Below are 20,101 nucleotides of genomic sequence, written 5' to 3' on the forward strand. Positions count from 1 at the left end.
GGCTCAGGCAGTGACGGAGGCGACACGCCGGCGCGGCGGCTGCTTCAGGTCGCGCATCATGCCGAACAGCGCCGCCAGCAGCATGCCGATGGCGAAGCCGCCCGCGGCCCCTGCCCCGAGCATCACCACGGTGCGCGGCGGCCACGACCGGCCGGGCGGCGGCACGGCAGTGGAGATGACGCGCACATTGGTGGTGTCGAGCTGCTCGCGCTCGGTCACCTGGCGAGCCCGGCTGAGGAAGGCTTCGTAGATCGTCGATTTCGAAGTGGCGTCGCGCTCGAGCTCGCGCAGCGTCACCAGCGCCTCGTTGTCGCTGAACACGCTGGTCTTCAGCTCATCGGCCTTGGCGCTGAGCGCCGCAGCGGCAGTCTTGGCTTCGTCGAGCGACACCTTGGCGGCGGCGACGATGCGACCGATTTCCGCTTCGAGCTGCGTGTTGACGGCGCTGAGCTCGGTGTTGAGCCGCACGATCGTGGGATGGCGCGGGCCGTAGACCATCGACTGCGCGTCGAGCTGCTGGCGTAGCGCCCCGGCGCTGGCGCGCAGCGTCGTCAGCGCGCCCGAGGCCTGGGTATCGGCGGTGGTGGCGTTGCGGCCGGCGGCGACCAGTTCGTCATAGCTCGACTGCGCGGCGATGACGCGCGACTGCGCCTCCACCACCTGCTGGTTGAGCTGCGCCATGGTCTGGGTGTTGACCAGTTCGCCCGAGCTGGTGGCGAGGTTGTTGTCGCGCTTATAGGCCTCGACCTTTTCCTCGGCGAGCTTGACCGAGGCCTTCAGCTCATCGAGCCGGTCGTTGAGCGCGGCGGCGGTGCGGCCGGCGCCATCGGCTTCCGCCGTCGCCAGTTCCGCCTTGAACGCCTCGAAGATGGCCGACGAGAGCATGATCGATTTGTCCGGCGTCTCCGAGGAGACGCGCAGCGTCGCGACGAACGACTTCTCATCGGCCGTAGTGCTGACCCGGCCGCTGAGCGCTGCCAGCGCCGCGAGCTTGGGGTCAGCCGGCTTCTCGTCCTTGCTGGAGCCGAACAGGCCCGACAGCAGACCCGGGGTCGGATCGAAAAATTCCTTGTCGGCAACGAGGTTCAGCTTGTCGACGACGCGCGACAGCACATTGCCCGAAGTGAGCACGCGCAGCTTGCTGCCGGCTGTCAGCAGCGCGTTATCCACCTGCCCCGGCTGCTGGAACAGATCGTCGGTCACCACCTGCAGGTTCGCCGGATCGATCAGGATATCGGTCGAGACGGTGTATTTGGCTGGGCTCAGCACCGCGTAGGCGCCGCCGGCCACCGCACCGAGCCCGGCCAGCGCCACCGAGGCGAGCAGGCCCCTTTTCAACCAGACGAACAGCCGGCCGAAATCGAGCTCGAGGAAATCGCCGATCTTGCCCAGCGTCACGGTCGCCACCGGCTCTGGCTGCGGCGCCGGCGGGGCGATGATCTCGTCATTGGCGGGCCGCGCCCCAAGGCGCGCGAAGGCGCGAGCCCCCGAAGTGGTCGGGCTGTGGGGATGCGGCGCGTCGGTCAGCAAAGCCATGGCGTTAACATCTCGTTCTGCAAGCGGCCTGTCGTTAGGGCTTTATATACCAGTGGCCGTCGGACGCTTCCGGAATGGGCTTTCTTGGTAAATCCCTACCGGAAAGCACGTGAAAGGCTGGGCCTTCGGCGATCCTCCGCTTAGGCGGCGATGCCTGAGGCGATCGCCTCCGTCCTCCTTGCGGGGAGGCGTTGCGCCGCGGGGGAGGGGAGCAAGAAAACCTTCACCCGCAGCTGTCCACCACTTCCAGCCGGCCCGAGCGCGACAGCGTGTGGATCCCCTTGCGGGCCCATGCTTCGCCGGGGACCACCGGGCGCACCGGGCCGAACTGCACCTCGTTGTCGCTCAGCACCGTGAGCTCGGCGATGCCGAGGCCGCCGCCATAGACCTCGGTGCCATCCTGCAGCGGCAACAGGGTGCGACCATCGGCCGTCTGGATGAACGGCCCGCCCGGGCGGGCCGCCTGGCGATCGATCAGCACCGGGTTCATCGGGTGCGGCGACCAGGGGCCGGCCAGCGCCTTGGCGGCATAGACCACCATGGTGTCCGACGCGCTCCCCTCTCCCCGCTGCTCGGAGCCGAACAGCCAGAAGCGATCGTCGCGGATCAGCAGCGTCATGTCGTTGAGCTTCTTGCCTTCGACCAGCACCGCCTCGCGCACCCAGGCATGCGGAAAATGCTCGGCGCGATACAGCACCAGCTCGTTGCCGCTGCTCGACTCGGGGATCATGTAGACCTCGCCGTCATGGGCGAAGACCTGCGGATAGCTCAGGTGGTGCGGCTCCTCGAGCACGGCGCGCGGCGCCTCCATGCGGCCATCGGGGCGGCATTCGGCCACCGAGATGATGCCGCGGCCGAGCGCATAGGGATATTCCTCGACAAACAGGTAAAGCCGATCCCGCCATTCGAAAACGAACGGATCGGCATAGAAGCGCTTGCCGTCATCGGCGAGTTCGCTGAACGGCACGTTCGAGCTGTCCGGCCCCTCGGCAATGCCGGAACCTTCGATCAACCGATGCGCTGTCCGCCAGTAGAACGGCCGGTTGCCGCCGAGGCGGCCCAGCGCCCGCTTGCCGAGGCCGGCGACCAGATGCGGCAGGTAGCGCCAGATCAGATCGCGACCGTGGCGCTGCGGCGCCGGCGGGATCGGCGTTGCCAGCGGCAGCAGCTTGCCGGCAGCAAAGCGGGTGACGCACATTTCGATGAGCGTGATGGCGCTGGCGCAGAGCTCCGAGGCAGCACGGCTGAGCCAGACGCGATCGCCGATCATCGGCCGCGCCTCGGCCACCGCGACGCCGTTGAGCCGCGCCGTGAGCGTGGGCCGGACGCCGCCCGCCAGCATGGCGGCCAGGCCGGCGCCAAGCTCGCGCTGGCCCTCGAAATCCACCGTCAGCACCGGGGCATGGCCATGCGCGCTGCGACCGGTGAGGTCGATGGTGAGATCGTGGTTGCCCTGCCCCGCTGTCGCGGCCAGCGGCGCGGCCGGTCGCAGCAGCGAGCGTGGCGAGCGGCGCTCTTCGAGCTGCAGGATCAGCTCGAGCGACCTCGACCGCCTGGCCGCCCCAGCCACCTGCTGCACCGCGATTCGGTGCCCGGCCGCGGTCAGGCGCGCAAGTAACTCCACCTGCCAGGCACGCGGACTGGAAGTCTCGACGATGATTAAAATTGTAATCAAATTGTTATGACCACGTTTCCGCCCCAGCTGCGGCCTGTAGCGCGCCGCAACGGCGTGTACAAACTCCGAAACGCATCTGGGTAAACGTCCGTTTGGTATTAATCATAGCTTAAGAGTTAAGGCGACCACCAGATAGGTTGGGGGTATGTGCTGAGCATCAACGCGTAGATGCGACCAGATCATTTCGTAGTGCGGTGCGACATGAATTTCCACTCCCCTCCTGAACGTCCCCGGCGGCAGCGCCTGCTGATCGTGTTCGGCACCCGGCCGGAAGCGCTGAAATGCTTCCCGGTGGCGCAGGCGGCGCTCCAAAGTCCGTATTTCGATACCCAGATCTGCGTCACCGCCCAGCACCGCGAAATGGTCGACCAGGTGATCGCCCTCACTGGCATGCCGGTGGATTACGATCTCAACGTCATGTCGCCGGGCCAGACGCTGTTCGACGTGACCTCGAAAGTGCTGCTCGGCATGGCCGAGGTGCTGGATAAAGCCAAGCCCGATATCGTCATGGTGCAGGGCGACACCACCACCGCCATGACCGCGGCGCTGGCCGCCTTCTATAAGCGCATCCCGGTGGCCCATATCGAGGCGGGGCTCCGCAGCCACAATATCGATAGCCCCTTCCCCGAGGAGCTCAACCGGCTGATCGCCGGCAATATCGCCACCTGGCACTTCGCCCCCACGGCCGAAGCGCGCCAGAACCTGATCGCCGAAGGCAAGGACCCGGCGAAGATCTTCGTCACCGGCAACACGGTGATCGATACGCTGCTGCATTTTTCCGGCGCCCTGGACGCCGACCAGGAGCTCAGCGCCGAGCTCGCGGCTCGTTTCCCGTTCCTTGATTCAACACGGAAGCTGATCCTCGTAACCGGCCACCGGCGCGAGAATTTCGATGGCGGCATCGAGCGCATCTGCACTGCGCTGAAGGTGCTGGCGACGCGCGGCGACGTGCAGATCGTCTACCCGGTGCATCCCAACCCGAACGTGCGTGGCGTGGTCAACGCGGCGCTCGGCGGGGTGCCCAATATCCACCTGATCGACCCGCAGGATTACCTGCCGTTCCTCTACCTGCAGAAGCAGAGCTACCTGGTGCTGACCGATAGCGGCGGCGTGCAGGAGGAAGCCCCCTCGCTCGGCAAGCCGGTGCTTGTCATGCGCGAGAACACCGAACGTCCCGAAGGGGTAGCCGCTGGGACGGCGCGCCTCGTCGGCACCGATATCGAGCAGATCGTTTTGAACGCCACTCGTCTGCTGGACGACCCCGCCGCTTATCGCGGCATGGCCGAAACGCACAACCCCTATGGCGACGGCCGGGCCAGCGCCCGGATCGTCGAGGAGCTATCGCGGCATGTCTGAGCTGAAAACTACTGAGATCAAAACCGTTTCCGTCATCGGCATGGGCTATATCGGCCTCCCCACCTGCGCGGTATTCGCCAGCCGCGGGCTGGAAGTGATCGGCATCGACGTCAACCCGTCGGTAGTCGAAAAGGTCAATCGCGGCGAGATCCACATCGTCGAGCCCGATCTCGACGGGCTGATCCAGAAAGTGGTGGCCAACGGCAAGCTGCGCGCTTCGACCACGCCGCAGCCAGCCGATGCGTTCGTCATCGCCGTGCCCACCCCGATCACCGAGGACCATAAGCCCGACATCAGCTATGTGCTGTCGGCAGCGCAGTCGATCGCCCCGGTGCTGAAAGCCGGCGACCTGGTGGTGCTGGAATCCACCTCGCCGGTCGGCACCACCCGCAAGATGACGGCTCTGCTCGCCGAGCTCCGCCCCGACCTGAGCTTCCCGCCGGAACATGGCGAAGCTGCCGACGTGCTGGTGGCCTATAGCCCCGAGCGCGTGCTGCCCGGCAAGGTCTTGACCGAACTCACCAATAATGACCGCTCCATCGGCGGGCTGTCGAAGCGCTCTTCGGCGCGTGCGGTCGAGCTCTATTCGAGCTTCGTTGCCGGCGACCTGTTCATCACCTCGGCCGAAAGCGCCGAGCTGGTGAAGCTGACCGAGAACGCCTTCCGCGACGTCAACATCGCCTTCGCCAACGAACTGGCGGCGGTGTGCCAGGATCTGAGCCTCAACGTCTGGGAAGTGATCGAGCTCGCCAACCGCCACCCGCGGGTCAATATCCTGCAGCCCGGCCCCGGCGTCGGCGGCCACTGCATCGCGGTCGACCCCTATTTCATCATCGACGCTGCGCCCAACAGCACAAGGCTGATGAGCTCGGCCCGCCGCATCAATTCCGACCGGCCCTTCGCCGTGGTGCGCGATATCGAAGCGGTGCTCGACCCCACCCGGCAGCAGACCGTTGCCTGCCTCGGCCTGAGCTTCAAACCCAATATCGACGACGTGCGCGAGAGCCCGGCGGTCGAGGTGGTCAAGCTCCTCGCCGATGTGCCCAATATCAGGCTGATCGCCGCCGAACCGCATATCGGGGCGCTGCCGCGCGAGCTGGAGGGCAAGGGCATCGTCTTCACCGATGCGCTGAGCGCCATCGACAAGGCCGATATCGTGGTGCTGCTGGTCGACCACCGCCAGTTCGGGCTGATCGACCCCGAGGCGCTGAAGGACAAGAAGCTGATCGATACCCGGGGCCTGTGGACCTGGCGCAAGGCCAAGAAGCCCGATGCCCGCATCGAGGGCAAGAAGAGCCGCGAAGCCGCCGCCCAGCCGCAGTTCCTCCGCCGCGTCACGGACCGCGCCGCATGAGCAACGAACCTCTCAGCTGGCGCCAGCACCCGCTGCTCGCCGAGCGGCGCCGGGAGTTCCTCGGCTCGCCCATCCACGCGCTGACCATGCCCGAGACGCTGGCCCTCGCCAACGAGGCGATGGCCGGCCGCCGGCCGCTGCACCACACCGTGGTCAATGTGTCCAAGCTCGTGAACATGAAGCAGAACGCCGAGCTCCGCGAAGATGTCGCCAGCGCCGACCTGATCAATGTCGATGGCGCGGGCGTCGTCTGGGGCGCCCGGCTCTGCGGCGTCGAGGTGCCCGAGCGGGTGGCCGGCGTCGACATCATGACGAACCTCTTCGCGCTCTGCGCCAGGAACGGCTATCGTCCCTACCTGCTCGGCGCCGAAAGGCACGTGCTGCAGGCGGTGGATATCCAGCTCGCCAAGGACCATCCCGACCTGGTGGTCGCCGGCATGCAGGATGGCTATTTCAAGCCCGAGGACGAGGCGGCGGTGATCGAAGCGATCAATGCCAGCAAGGCCGATTGCCTGTTCGTCGCCATGCCGACGCCGCGCAAGGAACGGTTCCTGAAGCAATATCGCGACGTGCTGACCCCGAACTTCGTCATGGGCGTCGGCGGCAGCTTCGACGTCTATGGCGGCAAGGTCGCCCGCGCCCCGGTGCTGGTGCAGAAACTCGGCCTCGAGTGGCTGTTCCGCGTCGCGCAGGAACCGCGCCGGCTGTGGCGGCGCTACTATGAGACGAACACCGCCTATGTCGGCCTCTTGTGGCAGGAACTGCGCCAAAGGCGACGCTCGGCGTAGGGCACGGTGTTTTGGGGAGCGAGGGCCTTCCGCGAAAGCGGAGGGCCCTCTGCTTTTGGGAGTCTCGATCGTGCCCCACGCACCGGTGCAGAGACGGCCCCCTCCCGGCCTCCGCCTCTGAGGGGGAGGTGCAGACTCGAGCCTGCGGCTGGATCGCGCCCGGACACCCCCAGTGCAACCATCCCCGCCAAGGCAAGTTGAGTGCGACCGGGTCTCCCCGGAAGGAAACAAGAACAATGACACGCATTTCAATCCTCGCCCTCGCCACTGCTCTCGCGCTGACCATGACCCCCGCTGCCTTCGCCCAGGTCGGCGCAGCAGTCGACGCCGCCGCCGCCGTTACGGTTGATGCCAATGGCGACGGCAATGTCTCGGCGGAAGAGCAGACCGCGGCCGACGCCGCAGCTTCCGCAACGGCCGCGGCCACTGCTTCGGCCAGCGCCTCGGTTGGCCTTACCATCGATGCGAACGGTGACGGTTCGATCAGTGCTGACGAGGTCGCCGCTGCCAACGCCGCCATCACCGCGAGCGGCAATGCCAGCATCGTGCTCGATGCCAATGGCGACGGCACGGTTTCCCTCGAGGAGGCTACCGCCGCGCAGACCGCCCTGGCAGCCCTGTCCGGCGACACCATCACCTGCGACGCCGGTGGACTTGCCGCCTTGACGGGCAGCATGACCATGGCCGATGCGAGCGCGCTGAGCGCGGCCACCAACGTCAAGATCGTGCTGGTCTCCAACTGCGCCGAGGACGAAGTCTCGTCGGCGTTGGCTACCGAAGGCGCGACCAACATTCGCAAGTCGCTTGAAGCCAATGCGGCAGCGGTCGCAGCGATCCAGACGCGCGGCGCCACCATGGCCGATGTGCTCGGCGCGACGGCAGAGGGCGACACAGTGACGGTCTACGTGGCCTCCAGCGCCACTGCCGGCTGACCGTCTGCCAATAGCTAGCAAATCTGGGCCCCGGTTCGGCAACGGACCGGGGACCATTGTTTCTGCCCCCTTGATGCCGATCGCGCAGAAGGCAATTGGGCGTTGCGTCGAAAGCCTGCACCCGATCCGGAACCCTCCCTGCCCCTGCTAGTTCCCGAAAGGCACCAATGGAGATGCCTGATGGACAAGTACGCACCCACCTCACCGCCGGCGATCGAGCTCAGCGAGTTCACCTCCATTCCTCAGCTCGGTCTGGGCGTATGGCAGATCGAGAACGACAAGGTCGTCCCCACCGTGACCGCGGCGCTCGAGGCCGGCTATCGGCTGATCGACACCGCCCAGGGCTACGACAATGAGCAAGGGGTCGGCGAAGCCATCAAATCAAGCACGGTGGAGCGGTCCGAGATCTTCGTCACCAGCAAGCTGCGCACCAAGGCGATGGGCCACGAAGGGGCATTGGCCGGGGTGCGGGAATCGCTTGCGGCGCTGCAGCTCGACTATCTCGACCTGATGCTCATCCACTGGCCCACTCCGGCGCACGACAAATATGTCGAGACCTGGAAAGGTCTGATCGAGGCCAAGGAACAGGGGCTGGTGAAGGCCATCGGCGTGTCGAACTTCACCATCGAGCAGCTTGAGCGGATCATCGGCGAGACCGGTATCGTGCCGGCCGTCGACCAGGTCGAAACCCACCCGCACTTCCAGCAGAAGGGTCTGTTGCCTCATCTTGCCGCGCGCGGCATCCGGCATGAGGCGTACTCGCCGCTGGGCAGTGGGGAAGTGCTCGATGATCCGATCATTGGCGAAATTGCCGCGAGCCTGGGCAAATCGCCGGCGCAGGTCATTATTCGCTGGCACTTGCAGCGCGGCTCGATCGTCATCCCGAAATCGGAGACGCCCGAACGGATCCGCGAGAATTTCGACGTCTTCGGCTTCACCCTGTCGGACGGAGAGATGGGGCGGATCGCCGGATTGGACGATCCGACAAACGGCCGCACCGGTAGCGACCCAGAGACCTTTAACGACCTCTACTGAACGCTGCCTTGGGTCTCGCGCCGCGGAACGGTTGCACCTCACGCAAGTTCACCGAAGGCGCGGCCCTGCAACCATGCCGGGTCAGGCCCAGGGGACAACTGATGACCATCGAACTCGAGCGCACCCGCAGTAACGACGACACTTCGGGCGCGCCGGCGTCCGGCCGCTTCGGACCAGCGGTCGAGGGGGACAGCACCTGGTTTCGGCTGTGGGCGCCGAACGTTTCGGCTGCCGAGGTGCTGGTCGAAGGTCGGGATCCAGTGACCATGACGCGCGGCCTCGATGGGTTCCTGCTGGCCTCGCTGGACCATTGCGGGCCGGGTGCCCGCTACAGGTTTCGCGTCGGCGATGTCACTTTTCCCGACCCAGCGTCCCGGCAACAGCAGGACGAAGCCTCCGGTTGGAGCATCGTTCGCACTGCCCTGCCTCAGGCCGGACGTCGCAACCCGGTTCGGCCGTGGCACGAGGCGGTGATCTGCGAAGTGCATGTGGGCGCCGCGACGCCGGAAGGTACGTTCAGAGCGCTGACGGATCGGCTCGAGCACTTCCGCGATGCCGGCTATACCTGCCTCGAAATCATGCCTGTCAACGAGTTTCCCGGCGCTCGCAACTGGGGCTATGACGGCACACTGATCTTTGCGCCCGAGCACAGCTACGGCACGCCCGAGGAACTGCGGCAGCTGGTCGATCGCGCCCACCAGCTCGGGCTGCTGATGATCCTCGATGTCGTCTACAACCATTTCGGCGAGACCGACAATTTCATCCCGCATTACGCGCCGCAGTGGTTCCGGGATGATATCGAGACGCCCTGGGGCCCGGCGATCGACTTCGATCAACCGATGGTTCGCCGGTTCTATTACGAGAACGCGGTGATGTGGCTGACGGAGTATGATTTCGACGGGTTGCGCTTTGACAGCGTGCACGAGATCAAGACCGAGAACCGCGAGCGCTTTCTCGGTGAGCTGGCTGCGGCGGCGCGGGCCAGCAAGCCCGATGCCGCGCTGATCGTCGAGAACGTGCGCAACAACTTCGAGCTGCTCGAACGCGACGATCACAACCGGCCGCAGCAATATTCGGCGCAGTGGAACGACGACATGCACCACGTGCTGGCATACCTCGTCACCGGCGAGGGACCGAGAACCGGCTATGACGATCCGAACAAGGACCCATATGCCGACCTCGAAAAGGCGCTGGCCGACGGATTCGTACACGACCCCAGCGAAGGCGACGGCAGCGACGGACGCACCAGGGGCGGCAAAGCTGCCAAGCTCCCGCCCGACAGTTTCATCACCTATGTGCAAAACCACGACCAGCTGGGCAATCGCTCCGACGCCAAGCGCCTATCGGAGCGGATCAGCCCCGAGCAGCTGGATTTCGTGCATTTCGTCAAATTCCTCGCGCCGCAGATTCCGCTCTGCTTCATGGGCGACGAGGCCAACCTCAGCAGCGGCTTCCCGTTCTTCGTCGACCTCGATGCAGCAGCCGCGAAGGCCAAGAGCGACGAGCGCTACAAGCAGATGCGCGAGATGTTCAAGGATGATGTCGGACCTGGCGGACTGCCTGAGCCCAACGATCCCAGGACGTTCAAGATGGCCAAGCTCTCTTGGCAGGACTACGAAACCATGTCTGAGCGACGCGCCGCCCTCGAGCGCTTCCGGACACTGGCGCGCTGGCGCCGCGACAGGCTCTGGCCGCTCGCCGCGACGCCGTGCCTTGATGCCCAAACGGCGCGGCAAGGCAATTGCCTGGTTGTCAGTTGGGTGTTCGAAGCCGGTACGCTGTCGATGGCGCTGAACCCGACCGCCTGGCCGGCGGATATCGGCTGCGTTGTCACGGCGCCGCCGTTGTCGAGCGGGCGGTACGAGCAGCACGGCGAGGTCCTGCGGCTTGGCCCCTGGTCGGCAGTGGCCTGGTAAGCGAAGGGGCGGCCAAAGCCGCCCCACCCGTCTTACATCACCGGCTTGCCACCGGTCACCGCGATGGTGGCGCCGGAAATGTAGCTCGCTTCGTCGCTGGCGAGCATCACATAGGGTGGCGCCAGTTCGCGCGGCTGGGCCGGGCGCCCGAATGGCACCTGCTTGCCGAATTCGACGACGTTGGAAACCGGCAGGCTTGCTGGCCCAAGCGGGGTCCAGACCGGGCCGGGCGCCACCGTGTTGACGCGAATGCCCTTTTTGGCCAGCAGTTGCGCAAGACCGGCGCTGAAGTTCTGGATGGCCCCCTTGGTGACGGCATAGGCAAGCAGTTCGGGGCTCGGCTCGTCCGCCTGTTTCGATGCCGTGTTGATGATCGACGCGCCCGGCTGCATGTGTGGAACAGCGGCTTTGGTGAGGTAGAACATCGCCGAGATATTCACCGCCATAGTGGTTTCCCATTCCTCGTCGGGAATCTCTTCGAGACTCTCGAAATAGCTCTGGTGGGCGGCGTTGTTGACCAGCACGTCGATCCGACCGAAGGCCTCGACGGTCCTCGCGATCAGCCCGCGGCAATGCTCCGGGCTGGCAATATCGCCGGGCAGCAGCACGCAGGTTCGACCTTCCGCCTCGATGACTTTTTTCACGTCGGCCGCATCCTCTTCCTCACTGAGATAGGAAATGGCGACGTCGGCGCCTTCGCGGGCGAAGGCGATGGCGACCGCACGCCCAATGCCTGAATCGCCGCCGGTGATCAGCGCCTTCTTGCCTTCGAGCCGATGCGAGCCGCGATAACTCTCCTCGCCGTGATCGGGAACCGGATCCATCCTGCTGGCGAGCCCGGGATAGGGCTGCTGCTGTTCAGGAAAGGGCGGACGGGGGAAATTCTCGAGCATGGTTGCACCTCGTGGTTTGTGGGGAAGCCATATTCGATACGTGCTGAGGCCCACCCGGTTCCCGCCGGTCCCGGCGTTTTCGCCATGGGCCAATTGGCGCGGGTGGTCAGCAGAGCGGAATGGCAAGCGGCGGAACGGATGGCTCGCCGGCAAGTTGCTGCTGTGGATCCCTGAGATCCGAACCCTAAGGAGAAACGCCGCCATGAAAACAATCACAGGGCTTTTTGATTCACACGACCAGGCCGATCGCGCCGTGCGCTCGCTCAAGGATGCAGGCGTCAACGGCGAAGACATCTCGATCGTCGCCAACAACGCCGATGGCAAATATGACACCGAGACGGGCGACGACGTTGCCGAAGGCGTCGGCGCCGGCGCGGGTGTTGGCGCCGTGGTCGGCGGCACGGGTGGCCTGCTCGCCGGGCTTGGCATGCTGGCCATTCCAGGTGTCGGCCCCGTGGTAGCGGGCGGCTGGCTGCTGGCGACGGCAATCGGCGCGGTGACTGGCGCTGCCGTGGGCGGCGCTGCCGGCGGCATCATCGGCGCACTGACTGACGCAGGTGTCGATGAGCGCGACGCGCATGTCTACGCCGAAGGCGTCCGCCGCGGCGGCATCCTGGTGACGGCGCGTGTCGAGGATAGTCGCGCCGACGCGGCGGCGGCCATCCTGCGCGATTCCAGTGTCGTCGACATTGCGGCGCGCCGTCGCGATTACGAGGCCGAGGGTTGGGAAGGCTTTGACGAGGCCTCGGAGCCCTACCCCGCCGACCAGATCCGCGACTACCGCGCCGGTTCCGTTGCGCCGCCGATCCTGCGCAGCTGATTTTCCGGATTGCGCGCCCTCCGGGGCGCGCAAACCCCCGCCAGGCTCACCCCATCTCCGCAACTTTTCGGCCACCGGCAGATTGTCCTCAAGCACCAACGAGGAGTTCGGAAATGACTTTCCCTGCCGATCCCACCCAGCGCCAACCCAAAGGCGACCATAACCGCCGGCTGTCGCTTGGCCTCGATCCCGAAGAGTTCGCAGCCGCCGCCGGGATTACCGTCGAAGAGCTCAGGGATTACGAGAACACCTGGCCGGATCACCAGTTCAGTCCGATGATCGCCGAACGCGTCGGCGAGGCGCTGGAGCGGCTGGAAGCCGTGCTTCCCAACTCCGAGGCCGCCGGCATCCGGCAGCTCACCGAGGCGGACGTCCCGGCGATCAACACGCTCGAAGCTGTCCCGTCGGTGGAGCAGTCGATCCGCGATACCGCCTATTATCTGTGGGAGAACGACGGGCGGCCGGAGGGACGCGACGAGGAATACTGGCACCGGGCGCGCGCTGCCTGGCTGGGCCAGCAGCAGCTTGACGCCGGCTTCGAAGAGGCCATCACTGAGCCCGACCCCGATACGCTCGATGGTGCCGTCGAGGCCAGTACAATAGGCGGGCTGCACCGCCCGTTCCTGAAGCCGACCGCATAACTGGTGGGGGACGGGCGGTGCCCAGCGCACACCCGTTATTCAAAAAGGCCCGCCAGCCGCAGTGTTTACTTCGATTATGTTGCGGTCCGGGTCCACGACGTAGAGCTGCAGGAAACCGGCAATGCCGGACCGGTTCACTAAGATCCGCATCGGGTCGTCTTCCGGCGCATCTTCGCGAAAACCTCTCGCTACAAGCCGCGCCAGGATGCCCTCGAAGTCGTCGGTCCTGAAAGCAAAGTGGCCATCGTTGTTGTCCACCCCACCTGAGCGGAACGTCCCCTGAGGATGCCTGGTCAGGTGCAATTGTAGCCCCGGTCCGCAGTCGAGCCAGACACCTTCGATCTTGAAGGGTGGTCTATCGAGGCGCGTGAGGCCGAAGATCGATTCATAGAACTCCGCCGACCGCTCGGGTTCGGCCACGACCAGCGCCACGTGGTGTAATTGGACAGACATGCAATCCTCCGCGTCCGAGCAGCGGAGCACGACCGGCCCCACCTGGCAATACTGCGCCTCCGCCAATCACCAGCTGCAAATCCTGCACTTAATATACCTCGCCGCTTCACTCTCAGTCGGCAACTCATTGCCCTCACTCAGGCAGATGTTGGCGCCCAGGACCGGCCCTGCTACTGCGGTTCATGGGCAGATATTATTTCAACGTGCGGCGCGACGAGACAGTATTCGAGGATCGCACGGGTATCGTGCTGGCCGGTATCGTCGAGGCCTGGGAATGGGCCGTGAAGGACGCTCTGACCTTGCTTAGGGAAGGCTCAATCGACCGCGCCGATCATCACTACTGGATCGAAGTCTGTGATAGCGAGCACCGGGCTGTGGTGGCGTTTCCGATAGACCGCGTGACCGTGCAGTAAGACCGCGCACTCCCGATCAAGGACCGTCGGTCGCCTCCAGCATGCGAAGAACCCGCTCGATCCGAGCCTTCCAGCTGCGCAGCTGCACCACGCTATCCCCTGCTTCCGCCTGCTCGCGGCCGCGAAGCGCAGTGAGCTCCGCCTCGATCAGGTCCAGCGAGCACTCCGCTTCGATCCTGGTCCATGGGTCGGGAGTGCCGGCCAGGCGGGCGCCCCTCGCCTCGCGCTCCAGCCTCTCGACGTCAAGCTGCCAGTCGAACAGTTGGCTCGCGTCATTTCGGGTTGGAGGTCGTATGTCGATCTGCATCGCTACCTCCTCAAGCCACTGCGGCGGCATCGAGCCATGGCGCGTTTGGGCGTGGCCCCGCGGATCGAAAATCGGCTTCGTCCTGCTGCCCACGCGGCTCTAACCAAGGTCGGCGACGCTGCGTCCGTTCGCGTTCAGTTTCGCGTTGGAGTTCGAGTTCGGAACTGTCGTATTCGTCTGATGGGTAAAATGCGTGGCTCATCGTGGTGCTCCGCAATTAGCGCCTCCCGGCGTCAACCGGGAGGCTCAACCGAGCGCTGGCGTCAGGCCGCGGACTTGAGGTCCTGACCGATCTGCCTGGGCTCGCCGGCAGGCTTGGCCTCAGTACCAATGGCGATGCGACGGGGCTTCAGCTGTTCAGGGACCTCGCGGGTCAGGCTGATCGATAGCAGCCCATTTTCCAGCGATGCGTCGGTCACCTTCACGTGGTCAGCAAGGCTGAACGACTGCTTGAAGTTCCGGTTGGCGATGCCGCGGTGCAGGAAGGCGTCTGCCCGGTCCTCGGCCTGCGCCTTCGCGCCGGACACCAGCAGGCTGTTGCCTTGCTGCGTCAGCTCGATCTCATCGGCTGCAAAGCCGGCTACCGCCATGCTGATGCGGTATTGGTCGTCGCCGAGCTTCTCGATGTCGTAGGGCGGCCAGTCGGAACGGATGCCGCTGTCGAGCATGTCGAACAGGCGGTCGAAGCCGACGGTGGAACGATAGAGCGGTGTGAAGTCGAAGGTTCTCATAACCACATTCTCCTCAGAGCAACATAGGTACGAGGGACACGCCCGTCATAGCGGGCTACCCCATTCTCACCGGCCCCGTTTCAGCGGCCGGCAGCATCGATTTAGGACACTCCGAACGGCCTTCAAGAGAGGCCCTGAGGATTTTTTCACAGGGTGCCCAAAGCCATTCTCCGGAAGTGGGCAGGTTAAGTTCTCAACATTACGCAAAAACGGGAACCAGGGGTTTTGATGGAAGTTGTCGCAGCCGAGGGCAACAAAAAAAGAGGAGAACAGCAATGAAGCACATTGCCACTTTCGCCATCGCTGCCGTTTTGGTGGCCGCAAGTCCAGTTGCCGTTATGGCTCAGGATGCCGCCGCGACCACCACGACATCAACCGATGCCATGACCACGGGCAGCATCGGCAATTACGGGTCGCTCATCTCCAGCCTCAACGCCGGCAAGATGGCTGACCTCACGACGTTCACCGCAACGTCCACGGTCAACTGCGTAAAGGTTTCGACACTCAAGGCCGACGCATCTGCAGACGCTAAGGCGCTCGACAACGCACTGAGCAAAAGTGCCACTGCCGTCACCGACCTCAAGACGGCGATTAACGCCAATGCCGAGTTGAAGGCCAAGCTCGACGCCACCACGTGTCCCGTGGACGACATCGTGGCAGTGACCACTGAGGCCGATGGTTCGTTTACCGTCTACGTGGACGACCGGGCCTGAATGGGCGTGGGCCGGCCATCCGGCCCACTCTCGTCCCTTGGCTGCGACCTATTGACGGCGCAAACGCCTGCTCCCATCTGGCAACTCGTCTTGCGGTCAAACCGCATTGCTTGTTTCAGACGATCGGAGGAAGTGATGGGACACCGGCCCTTTTCCAAACCTGTATTCTTGAAGCTGCATCGCACCGGCAATTTCCAGGCGCGAAGCGCGTGGGAGGCGCTTGAGTACCTGGACCTGCACTGGCCCGAGGCTCGCACGGCGCATTACCGCCAGGCGCGCACTCTCTGCCAGTCGGCGGTTGACGGATTCGTCGATGCGGAAGCCGCTCGTAACGCCGTGATCGATGCCGCGCAGCGCGCTGGCCTCCTGGCCAATGGCTGGGACGTGGAGGGCGTGGCGACCAACACCGTATTCGTCGCCACCCGGCCTGCACCCAGGATTGGCGATGACGAGGAAGAGGTCACCGATGTGGAGCTCATCGGCTACAACCACCCTCGGGATATCGTGAGAGATCCGACATTGGCGCCGAGCCGCAAGAAGCAGCTGCTGGCCTACTGGGGCTCGGATATCCACGCTGTCGCGGGCGCGCCGGCGCTGCGGTGTGTGCGAGGTACCACTGTGACGATCGACGACATCCAGACGGCGATGAACACGCTCGACGAGGAACTCGACGCCGCCGCGATGCCGACCCTGGCAGCTACGCGAAACCGCCAGTTCTGATGCGACAGTAACGGCCCCGCCCTGAACGGTGGGGCCCATCCGCATTCAGCGCCTGGCGAGCCCGGCCTCTTCGATTGCATCATCGACCGCTTCGGCCGCCTCCGCTTCGACCCGCTTGCGCTCCTGTTCGATCTCGCGCGCGTCGAGATGCTCGAGCCCAACCACCTTGTTGGTCGCCTCCGAGTGTTCGATCAGGTAGTCGAGCTTGACGTGCAGTGCTGCCTCGCTGCGCGCACCGGCGACGAGGATCACGCCGCTGATCACGATGGCCGCCACCGACAGGAAGATGTTGAAGGCAAACATGAAGCCTTCGTTGAACTGCGTCGCCGCGCCGATGCCGATCCCAGCCGCCAACGCCAGGAATGTCGCAATGAAACCGCGCGAGTCCGACAGGAAGTCGGCGAAACGGTAGATGATGCCGCTGATGCGGCTGGCCTTGGCAGATTTCGGCTTCATGGTGGCAGCCAGAACGTGGCTGGAGCGATTTGGATGCGCAGCAGCCGTCTCGCGCCAGGGAACGACGCGGCGGGCGGGAAGTTTGAACCTCCAGCAAGGAGGTTCAAAATGCCGCATGACTCAACCCGCGATGGTTTGCCCACCGGCGAGGACACATCTGCCACCCACGACGTGAGCGACCCTCACCCTGCGAACGAAGAACGCTACGATCGGCAGAAGCGCCCGGGTGGGGCGCCTCGCCCGGCCAAGGATTTTGGCCCCAACGATGCCATCCATGATGGCAAACCAAGGCCGCGCCCGCCCAATGCCGCAGGCTGAGCAACCGGTGCCTCTCCCAGTCAACTCTCCACACGGTCGCCAATGATGAGCAAGAAATCGAGAAAGCACAGCAGCGACCCACTGCCTCAAGCAGAAGATTTCGCGGCGCGGCACGGTATCAGGCTGGAAACCGCCAGCGCCATCCTTGCAACATTCGGGACGCCTCACAAAAGCCTGGACTCGGCTTCGACCGATGAGGCTATGCAGCGAGCCGAACCACGCCGCATCGTGGACGCCTGACTTAGCAAGGCGGACCTTTCATGCAGCAAGAACGGTCGCCACGACGCCGTGCCACCGATCCCGCCATCGCTCGACGCAAGTTGGCGCGTGTGGCCCTGAGAATAGAGAGCGAGATGGCGCGCCAGGCATTCCTCCTCGAGACGGATGGCGTCCGCGACATGCCCGCCGTCGTCGACGACGGCGGGCACGCGACCATCTGCTTCGAGCTACCAGCCGACGCTGGCGGTTCGCTTCCTGCAAAACTGCTGACACAGCGTGTCAGCGTCCTGTAAGCTATTTAAATTATTCATCTTTTTGGAACTGAAGGCGAAGGGGCGACGTTCATTGAGCAGTCCATTTGTGAGGAGTTTCCAAGATGGCTGATCGCGAAACAATCGTCACCGGCGGCGGTGGCAGCGGCGGCATCATTGCCGGCATCCTGCTCGTCGCCCTCGTGGTGATCGTCGCCTATTTCGTCTTTTTCAACGGCAATGGCGGCTCCCGCACGGTCGATGTCGACGTGCCGGCCGTGAAGGTCGATGTCGTGCCGGACGGACAGTAAGGAGAGCAATCATGGAAGGCATTGGATGGGTAATGGCGATCATCATCGGCGCACTCGCCGGTTGGATCGCTGAAAAAATGATGGGCTCCAACCAGGGCCTGCTCATGAACATCGTCATGGGTATTGTCGGCGCAGTCGTCGGCAACTTCATCCTGATGCTGGTGTTCGGCGCCACCATGGGTGGCATCGTCGGCCAGCTGATTGTCGCGGTTATCGGCGCCTGCCTGCTGATCGCGATCTGGCGGGCCATTCGCGGCCGCCGCGCCGCCTGACCCGACTGTCGCTCTGTGTGTCGGCGAGCCTCGCCGGCGCACAGCAATCCCCGCAAAGCCATGGAGCCCGCGAATGCGCGCGATCAGCTTACTGACCCTCTACGCCTGCTCGCTCTCAATCTTCTTCGCGGCCTACAGCTTCTTCGGTTAGCCCGGTTCAGCGAACCAGACACAGCTATCCGACCTGTTCTGGCCCAGGTAAAAGCGCCCCCAAGAACGCGAAGCCCGGCCCAAAGCCCCGTCCTCATCTCTGAGGCGGGGCTTTTTCTTCCCGCTCATTCGTGCCGGATCCCACTGCTTGTGTTGGAACTGGTCGAGGCGGTGGCTTTCGGCAAAGACGCTGACTCGAGCGGTCAGGGGGCTATCAGGCCATGGGTGCTAGGGTCGAGAGGTAGAAAGGTGCGCAACGTCGCGCCCAAGAACATGGAGCTGTAAATGGCCCACTTCGTCCTGCCTGCCCTCATGCTGGGCAGCGTTGCACTGCTCTCCGGCGCGGTGACCTATGCCGGCGCCAGCTTCACCCTCAACAAGATCGCTGAGGCTGCGGTGTCGGCCCCCATCAAGTCCAACCTGAAGCCGAGCTATGTGGCCGCGCTGCCGGCTGCCGATGCTGGGACGCTGGACGTCGCTCGATCGGTCGCAGTGGTGGTGCGCGGCGATCCGGCTATTGCCGCGCAAGCCGGCCGCCCGACCCCGACTTTCACCCATACGGTGGCGGTGGAGTCGCTTCGGGTCCGCAGCGGTCCGCACAAGACCACGCCACAAGTGTTCGCCCTCAAGGGCGGCGCGCCGGTGACCGTCACCCGCGAGGAGCGCGGCTGGGTGCTGATCGATGCCGGTAACGGCCGCGTCGGCTGGGTCTATTCCAGGCTGCTTCACCCGGCTGCGGCACGCGTCGCGACGCAGGGATAGCGGGCAAGGCCTGCCAATGCTCGCGCGAGCACCTCAATGGCGGCGGTTGGAACTCACTGGGTGGTGGTCCGGCCGCTGTCGACTGCAGCAGAACAACGAAAGGAAAAAACATGAAACCGCTTCTGCTCTCTGGACTCCTACTGATGACCGCCTTCGCGGCGGTCCCCGCCGTCAGCGCCGCCGAGGCCGTCGGCTCCGTCAACGTCCGCTCCGGCCCCGGCACCTCCTATCGCGTCGTCGATCGGCTGGCGCGCGGCGAGAACGTCAACGTGCAGCGCTGCCGCTCAAGCGGCTGGTGCTACATCACGCATCCCGGCCCCGACGGCTGGGTGTCAGCCCGCTATCTCGTCTCGAACGAATTCGCTGACGATTACCCCTCGAGCCGCCGGATGCGTCCCAACATCAGCTTCAGCATCATCATCGGCGGTGGCGGCTTCGGCGGTGGTGGTGGAGGCGGCGGTGGCGGCGGACCGCGTGAGGAACTGGTGTGTCTCGTCACCTTCTTTGACGAAGGCGATGTGGCGGCCGGCGCCGATGCCGATGTCGAACGGGCTCGCGTGCTGCCGCGCAGCGAGGCCGAGCGGCGAGACCGCCCGAACGATCGCCAGGCCATCTTCGACTACGGCACCGACCGGCAGACGCGCGAGACCTGCGCCTATCTCGACAACCTGAACTAGCGCCGGACTCAACCTCATAGGGCCGGGGCTCACTGCCCCGGCCAGCCTCGGAGACTAATCCATGCTCAAGGCGATCACCTTCCCACCCGAGCGCGCCGAAGCCGCCCTCGCCACCGTTCAGGCCCTGGTGGACCTGTCCACCCAGCAGCTGGAAATGTGTACCCAGGTGTTCGAGGAACTCGAGTTTTCCGGCGAACTGCAGAAGGATTTTATGAAGCGGCTGGTGCGCCTGCAGGGCGACGCGCGCAAGGCACGTGCCGAGCTCAAGGCACTGGCGACAGCAGCAACGGCCGGGGAGGAGCCCTGAGACCGTGACGAAGCTGCTGTTCTGGATTCTGGTGGTTGCAGCGATCCTGACGCCCATCGCACTGCTGCTCGGCTGGAGGTAACGACTTTAGCCCG

General features: G+C 64.8%; 24 protein-coding genes. 17 read left to right on the forward strand and 7 right to left on the reverse strand.

The features are described 5' to 3' along the window. Nucleotides 1–3 precede the first annotated feature (3 nt). Complete coding sequence (locus tag ACSQ23_RS25550) at nucleotides 4–1,536, reverse strand: GumC family protein (RefSeq protein WP_436092317.1); 1,533 nt, start codon at nucleotides 1,534–1,536, stop codon at nucleotides 4–6. 223 nt (nucleotides 1,537–1,759) lie between these two features. Then, on the reverse strand, nucleotides 1,760–3,211 hold the full coding sequence (locus tag ACSQ23_RS25555) for a glucosamine inositolphosphorylceramide transferase family protein (protein WP_436092318.1): 1,452 nt from the start codon (nucleotides 3,209–3,211) through the stop codon (nucleotides 1,760–1,762). A 201-nt stretch (nucleotides 3,212–3,412) separates the two neighbouring features. Here ACSQ23_RS25555 and wecB point away from each other — a divergent pair, with 201 nt between their 5' ends. The 6 genes from wecB (at nucleotide 3,413) to ACSQ23_RS25585 (ending at nucleotide 10,592) form a co-directional block, all read left to right on the forward strand. Beyond that, on the forward strand, nucleotides 3,413–4,567 hold the full coding sequence (gene wecB / locus ACSQ23_RS25560) for a non-hydrolyzing UDP-N-acetylglucosamine 2-epimerase (protein WP_436092319.1): 1,155 nt from the start codon (nucleotides 3,413–3,415) through the stop codon (nucleotides 4,565–4,567). Further along, entirely contained in the window at nucleotides 4,560–5,921 is a 1,362-nt protein-coding gene (gene wecC, locus ACSQ23_RS25565) for a UDP-N-acetyl-D-mannosamine dehydrogenase (protein WP_055883864.1), read from the forward strand. Before wecB ends, wecC begins: the two co-directional genes overlap by 8 nt. Continuing rightward, on the forward strand, nucleotides 5,918–6,709 hold the full coding sequence (locus ACSQ23_RS25570; protein WP_055883867.1) for a WecB/TagA/CpsF family glycosyltransferase: 792 nt from the start codon (nucleotides 5,918–5,920) through the stop codon (nucleotides 6,707–6,709). Before wecC ends, ACSQ23_RS25570 begins: the two co-directional genes overlap by 4 nt. A 236-nt stretch (nucleotides 6,710–6,945) precedes the next feature. Further along, nucleotides 6,946–7,641: a hypothetical protein gene (locus ACSQ23_RS25575; RefSeq protein ID WP_055883870.1), complete on the forward strand. Its 696-nt coding sequence runs from the start codon at nucleotides 6,946–6,948 to the stop codon at nucleotides 7,639–7,641. A 180-nt stretch (nucleotides 7,642–7,821) separates the two neighbouring features. Further along, nucleotides 7,822–8,676, forward strand: a complete 855-nt coding sequence (locus ACSQ23_RS25580; RefSeq protein WP_436092320.1) for an aldo/keto reductase — start codon at nucleotides 7,822–7,824, stop codon at nucleotides 8,674–8,676. 101 nt (nucleotides 8,677–8,777) lie between these two features. Beyond that, the gene (locus ACSQ23_RS25585) at nucleotides 8,778–10,592 is read left to right on the forward strand and encodes an alpha-amylase family glycosyl hydrolase (RefSeq protein ID WP_436092321.1); all 1,815 of its coding nucleotides are present in this window, start codon (nucleotides 8,778–8,780) and stop codon (nucleotides 10,590–10,592) included. 32 nt (nucleotides 10,593–10,624) lie between these two features. Here the strand turns inward: ACSQ23_RS25585 and ACSQ23_RS25590 are convergent, their stop codons facing one another. Then, complete coding sequence (locus tag ACSQ23_RS25590) at nucleotides 10,625–11,485, reverse strand: SDR family oxidoreductase (RefSeq protein WP_056001714.1); 861 nt, start codon at nucleotides 11,483–11,485, stop codon at nucleotides 10,625–10,627. A 202-nt stretch (nucleotides 11,486–11,687) separates the two neighbouring features. Here ACSQ23_RS25590 and ACSQ23_RS25595 point away from each other — a divergent pair, with 202 nt between their 5' ends. Beyond that, nucleotides 11,688–12,305, forward strand: coding sequence for a general stress protein (locus ACSQ23_RS25595; protein ID WP_055883879.1), 618 nt, complete (start codon nucleotides 11,688–11,690; stop codon nucleotides 12,303–12,305). Nucleotides 12,306–12,418: 113 nt separating this feature from the next. Beyond that, nucleotides 12,419–12,946 (forward strand): DUF2934 domain-containing protein, encoded by a 528-nt coding sequence (locus tag ACSQ23_RS25600; protein WP_436092322.1) that lies wholly within the window; start codon nucleotides 12,419–12,421, stop codon nucleotides 12,944–12,946. 39 nt (nucleotides 12,947–12,985) lie between these two features. Here ACSQ23_RS25600 and ACSQ23_RS25605 read toward each other — a convergent pair whose 3' ends face one another. Further along, nucleotides 12,986–13,399, reverse strand: coding sequence for a VOC family protein (locus tag ACSQ23_RS25605; RefSeq protein WP_436092323.1), 414 nt, complete (start codon nucleotides 13,397–13,399; stop codon nucleotides 12,986–12,988). Between the two features lie 182 nt (nucleotides 13,400–13,581). On the opposite strand from ACSQ23_RS25605, the gene ACSQ23_RS25610 reads away from it, so the two are divergent. Beyond that, nucleotides 13,582–13,812 carry a DUF6894 family protein gene (locus ACSQ23_RS25610; RefSeq protein ID WP_436092324.1) on the forward strand — a complete coding sequence of 77 codons (231 nt, stop codon included), beginning with the start codon at nucleotides 13,582–13,584 and terminating at the stop codon, nucleotides 13,810–13,812. A gap of 16 nt (nucleotides 13,813–13,828) precedes the next feature. Here ACSQ23_RS25610 and ACSQ23_RS25615 read toward each other — a convergent pair whose 3' ends face one another. Both ACSQ23_RS25615 and ACSQ23_RS25620 read right to left on the reverse strand, forming a co-directional pair. Continuing rightward, a complete protein-coding gene (locus ACSQ23_RS25615; RefSeq protein ID WP_436092325.1) occupies nucleotides 13,829–14,119 on the reverse strand; it encodes a hypothetical protein in 291 nt (96 codons plus the stop codon). A 263-nt stretch (nucleotides 14,120–14,382) separates the two neighbouring features. Continuing rightward, nucleotides 14,383–14,850: an Hsp20 family protein gene (locus tag ACSQ23_RS25620; protein ID WP_436092326.1), complete on the reverse strand. Its 468-nt coding sequence runs from the start codon at nucleotides 14,848–14,850 to the stop codon at nucleotides 14,383–14,385. A 275-nt stretch (nucleotides 14,851–15,125) separates the two neighbouring features. Here ACSQ23_RS25620 and ACSQ23_RS25625 point away from each other — a divergent pair, with 275 nt between their 5' ends. Together ACSQ23_RS25625 and ACSQ23_RS25630 are read left to right on the forward strand one after the other, a co-directional pair. After that, nucleotides 15,126–15,563: a hypothetical protein gene (locus ACSQ23_RS25625; RefSeq protein WP_055883894.1), complete on the forward strand. Its 438-nt coding sequence runs from the start codon at nucleotides 15,126–15,128 to the stop codon at nucleotides 15,561–15,563. A 135-nt stretch (nucleotides 15,564–15,698) separates the two neighbouring features. Then, the gene (locus ACSQ23_RS25630; protein WP_436092327.1) at nucleotides 15,699–16,283 is read left to right on the forward strand and encodes a DUF982 domain-containing protein; all 585 of its coding nucleotides are present in this window, start codon (nucleotides 15,699–15,701) and stop codon (nucleotides 16,281–16,283) included. Nucleotides 16,284–16,328: 45 nt separating this feature from the next. Here ACSQ23_RS25630 and ACSQ23_RS25635 read toward each other — a convergent pair whose 3' ends face one another. Then, nucleotides 16,329–16,739: a low affinity iron permease family protein gene (locus ACSQ23_RS25635; protein WP_055883900.1), complete on the reverse strand. Its 411-nt coding sequence runs from the start codon at nucleotides 16,737–16,739 to the stop codon at nucleotides 16,329–16,331. Between the two features lie 578 nt (nucleotides 16,740–17,317). Here ACSQ23_RS25635 and ACSQ23_RS25640 point away from each other — a divergent pair. The 6 genes from ACSQ23_RS25640 (at nucleotide 17,318) to ACSQ23_RS25665 (ending at nucleotide 20,006) form a co-directional block, all read left to right on the forward strand. After that, entirely contained in the window at nucleotides 17,318–17,569 is a 252-nt protein-coding gene (locus ACSQ23_RS25640; RefSeq protein ID WP_436092328.1) for a hypothetical protein, read from the forward strand. An 83-nt stretch (nucleotides 17,570–17,652) separates the two neighbouring features. Then, a complete protein-coding gene (locus tag ACSQ23_RS25645) occupies nucleotides 17,653–17,838 on the forward strand; it encodes a hypothetical protein (protein WP_055883904.1) in 186 nt (61 codons plus the stop codon). A gap of 32 nt (nucleotides 17,839–17,870) precedes the next feature. After that, the gene (locus tag ACSQ23_RS25650; RefSeq protein WP_407065078.1) at nucleotides 17,871–18,110 is read left to right on the forward strand and encodes a GlsB/YeaQ/YmgE family stress response membrane protein; all 240 of its coding nucleotides are present in this window, start codon (nucleotides 17,871–17,873) and stop codon (nucleotides 18,108–18,110) included. 435 nt (nucleotides 18,111–18,545) lie between these two features. Continuing rightward, nucleotides 18,546–19,022 carry an SH3 domain-containing protein gene (locus tag ACSQ23_RS25655; protein WP_436092329.1) on the forward strand — a complete coding sequence of 159 codons (477 nt, stop codon included), beginning with the start codon at nucleotides 18,546–18,548 and terminating at the stop codon, nucleotides 19,020–19,022. 110 nt (nucleotides 19,023–19,132) lie between these two features. Then, nucleotides 19,133–19,699: an SH3 domain-containing protein gene (locus ACSQ23_RS25660; RefSeq protein ID WP_082528367.1), complete on the forward strand. Its 567-nt coding sequence runs from the start codon at nucleotides 19,133–19,135 to the stop codon at nucleotides 19,697–19,699. Between the two features lie 61 nt (nucleotides 19,700–19,760). Continuing rightward, nucleotides 19,761–20,006: a hypothetical protein gene (locus tag ACSQ23_RS25665; RefSeq protein WP_436092330.1), complete on the forward strand. Its 246-nt coding sequence runs from the start codon at nucleotides 19,761–19,763 to the stop codon at nucleotides 20,004–20,006. The last annotated feature ends 95 nt before the right edge of the window (nucleotides 20,007–20,101 follow it).

Origin of the sequence: Devosia sp. LjRoot16 (assembly GCF_964252795.1) — a bacterium.
GTDB lineage: Bacteria > Pseudomonadota > Alphaproteobacteria > Rhizobiales > Devosiaceae > Devosia_A.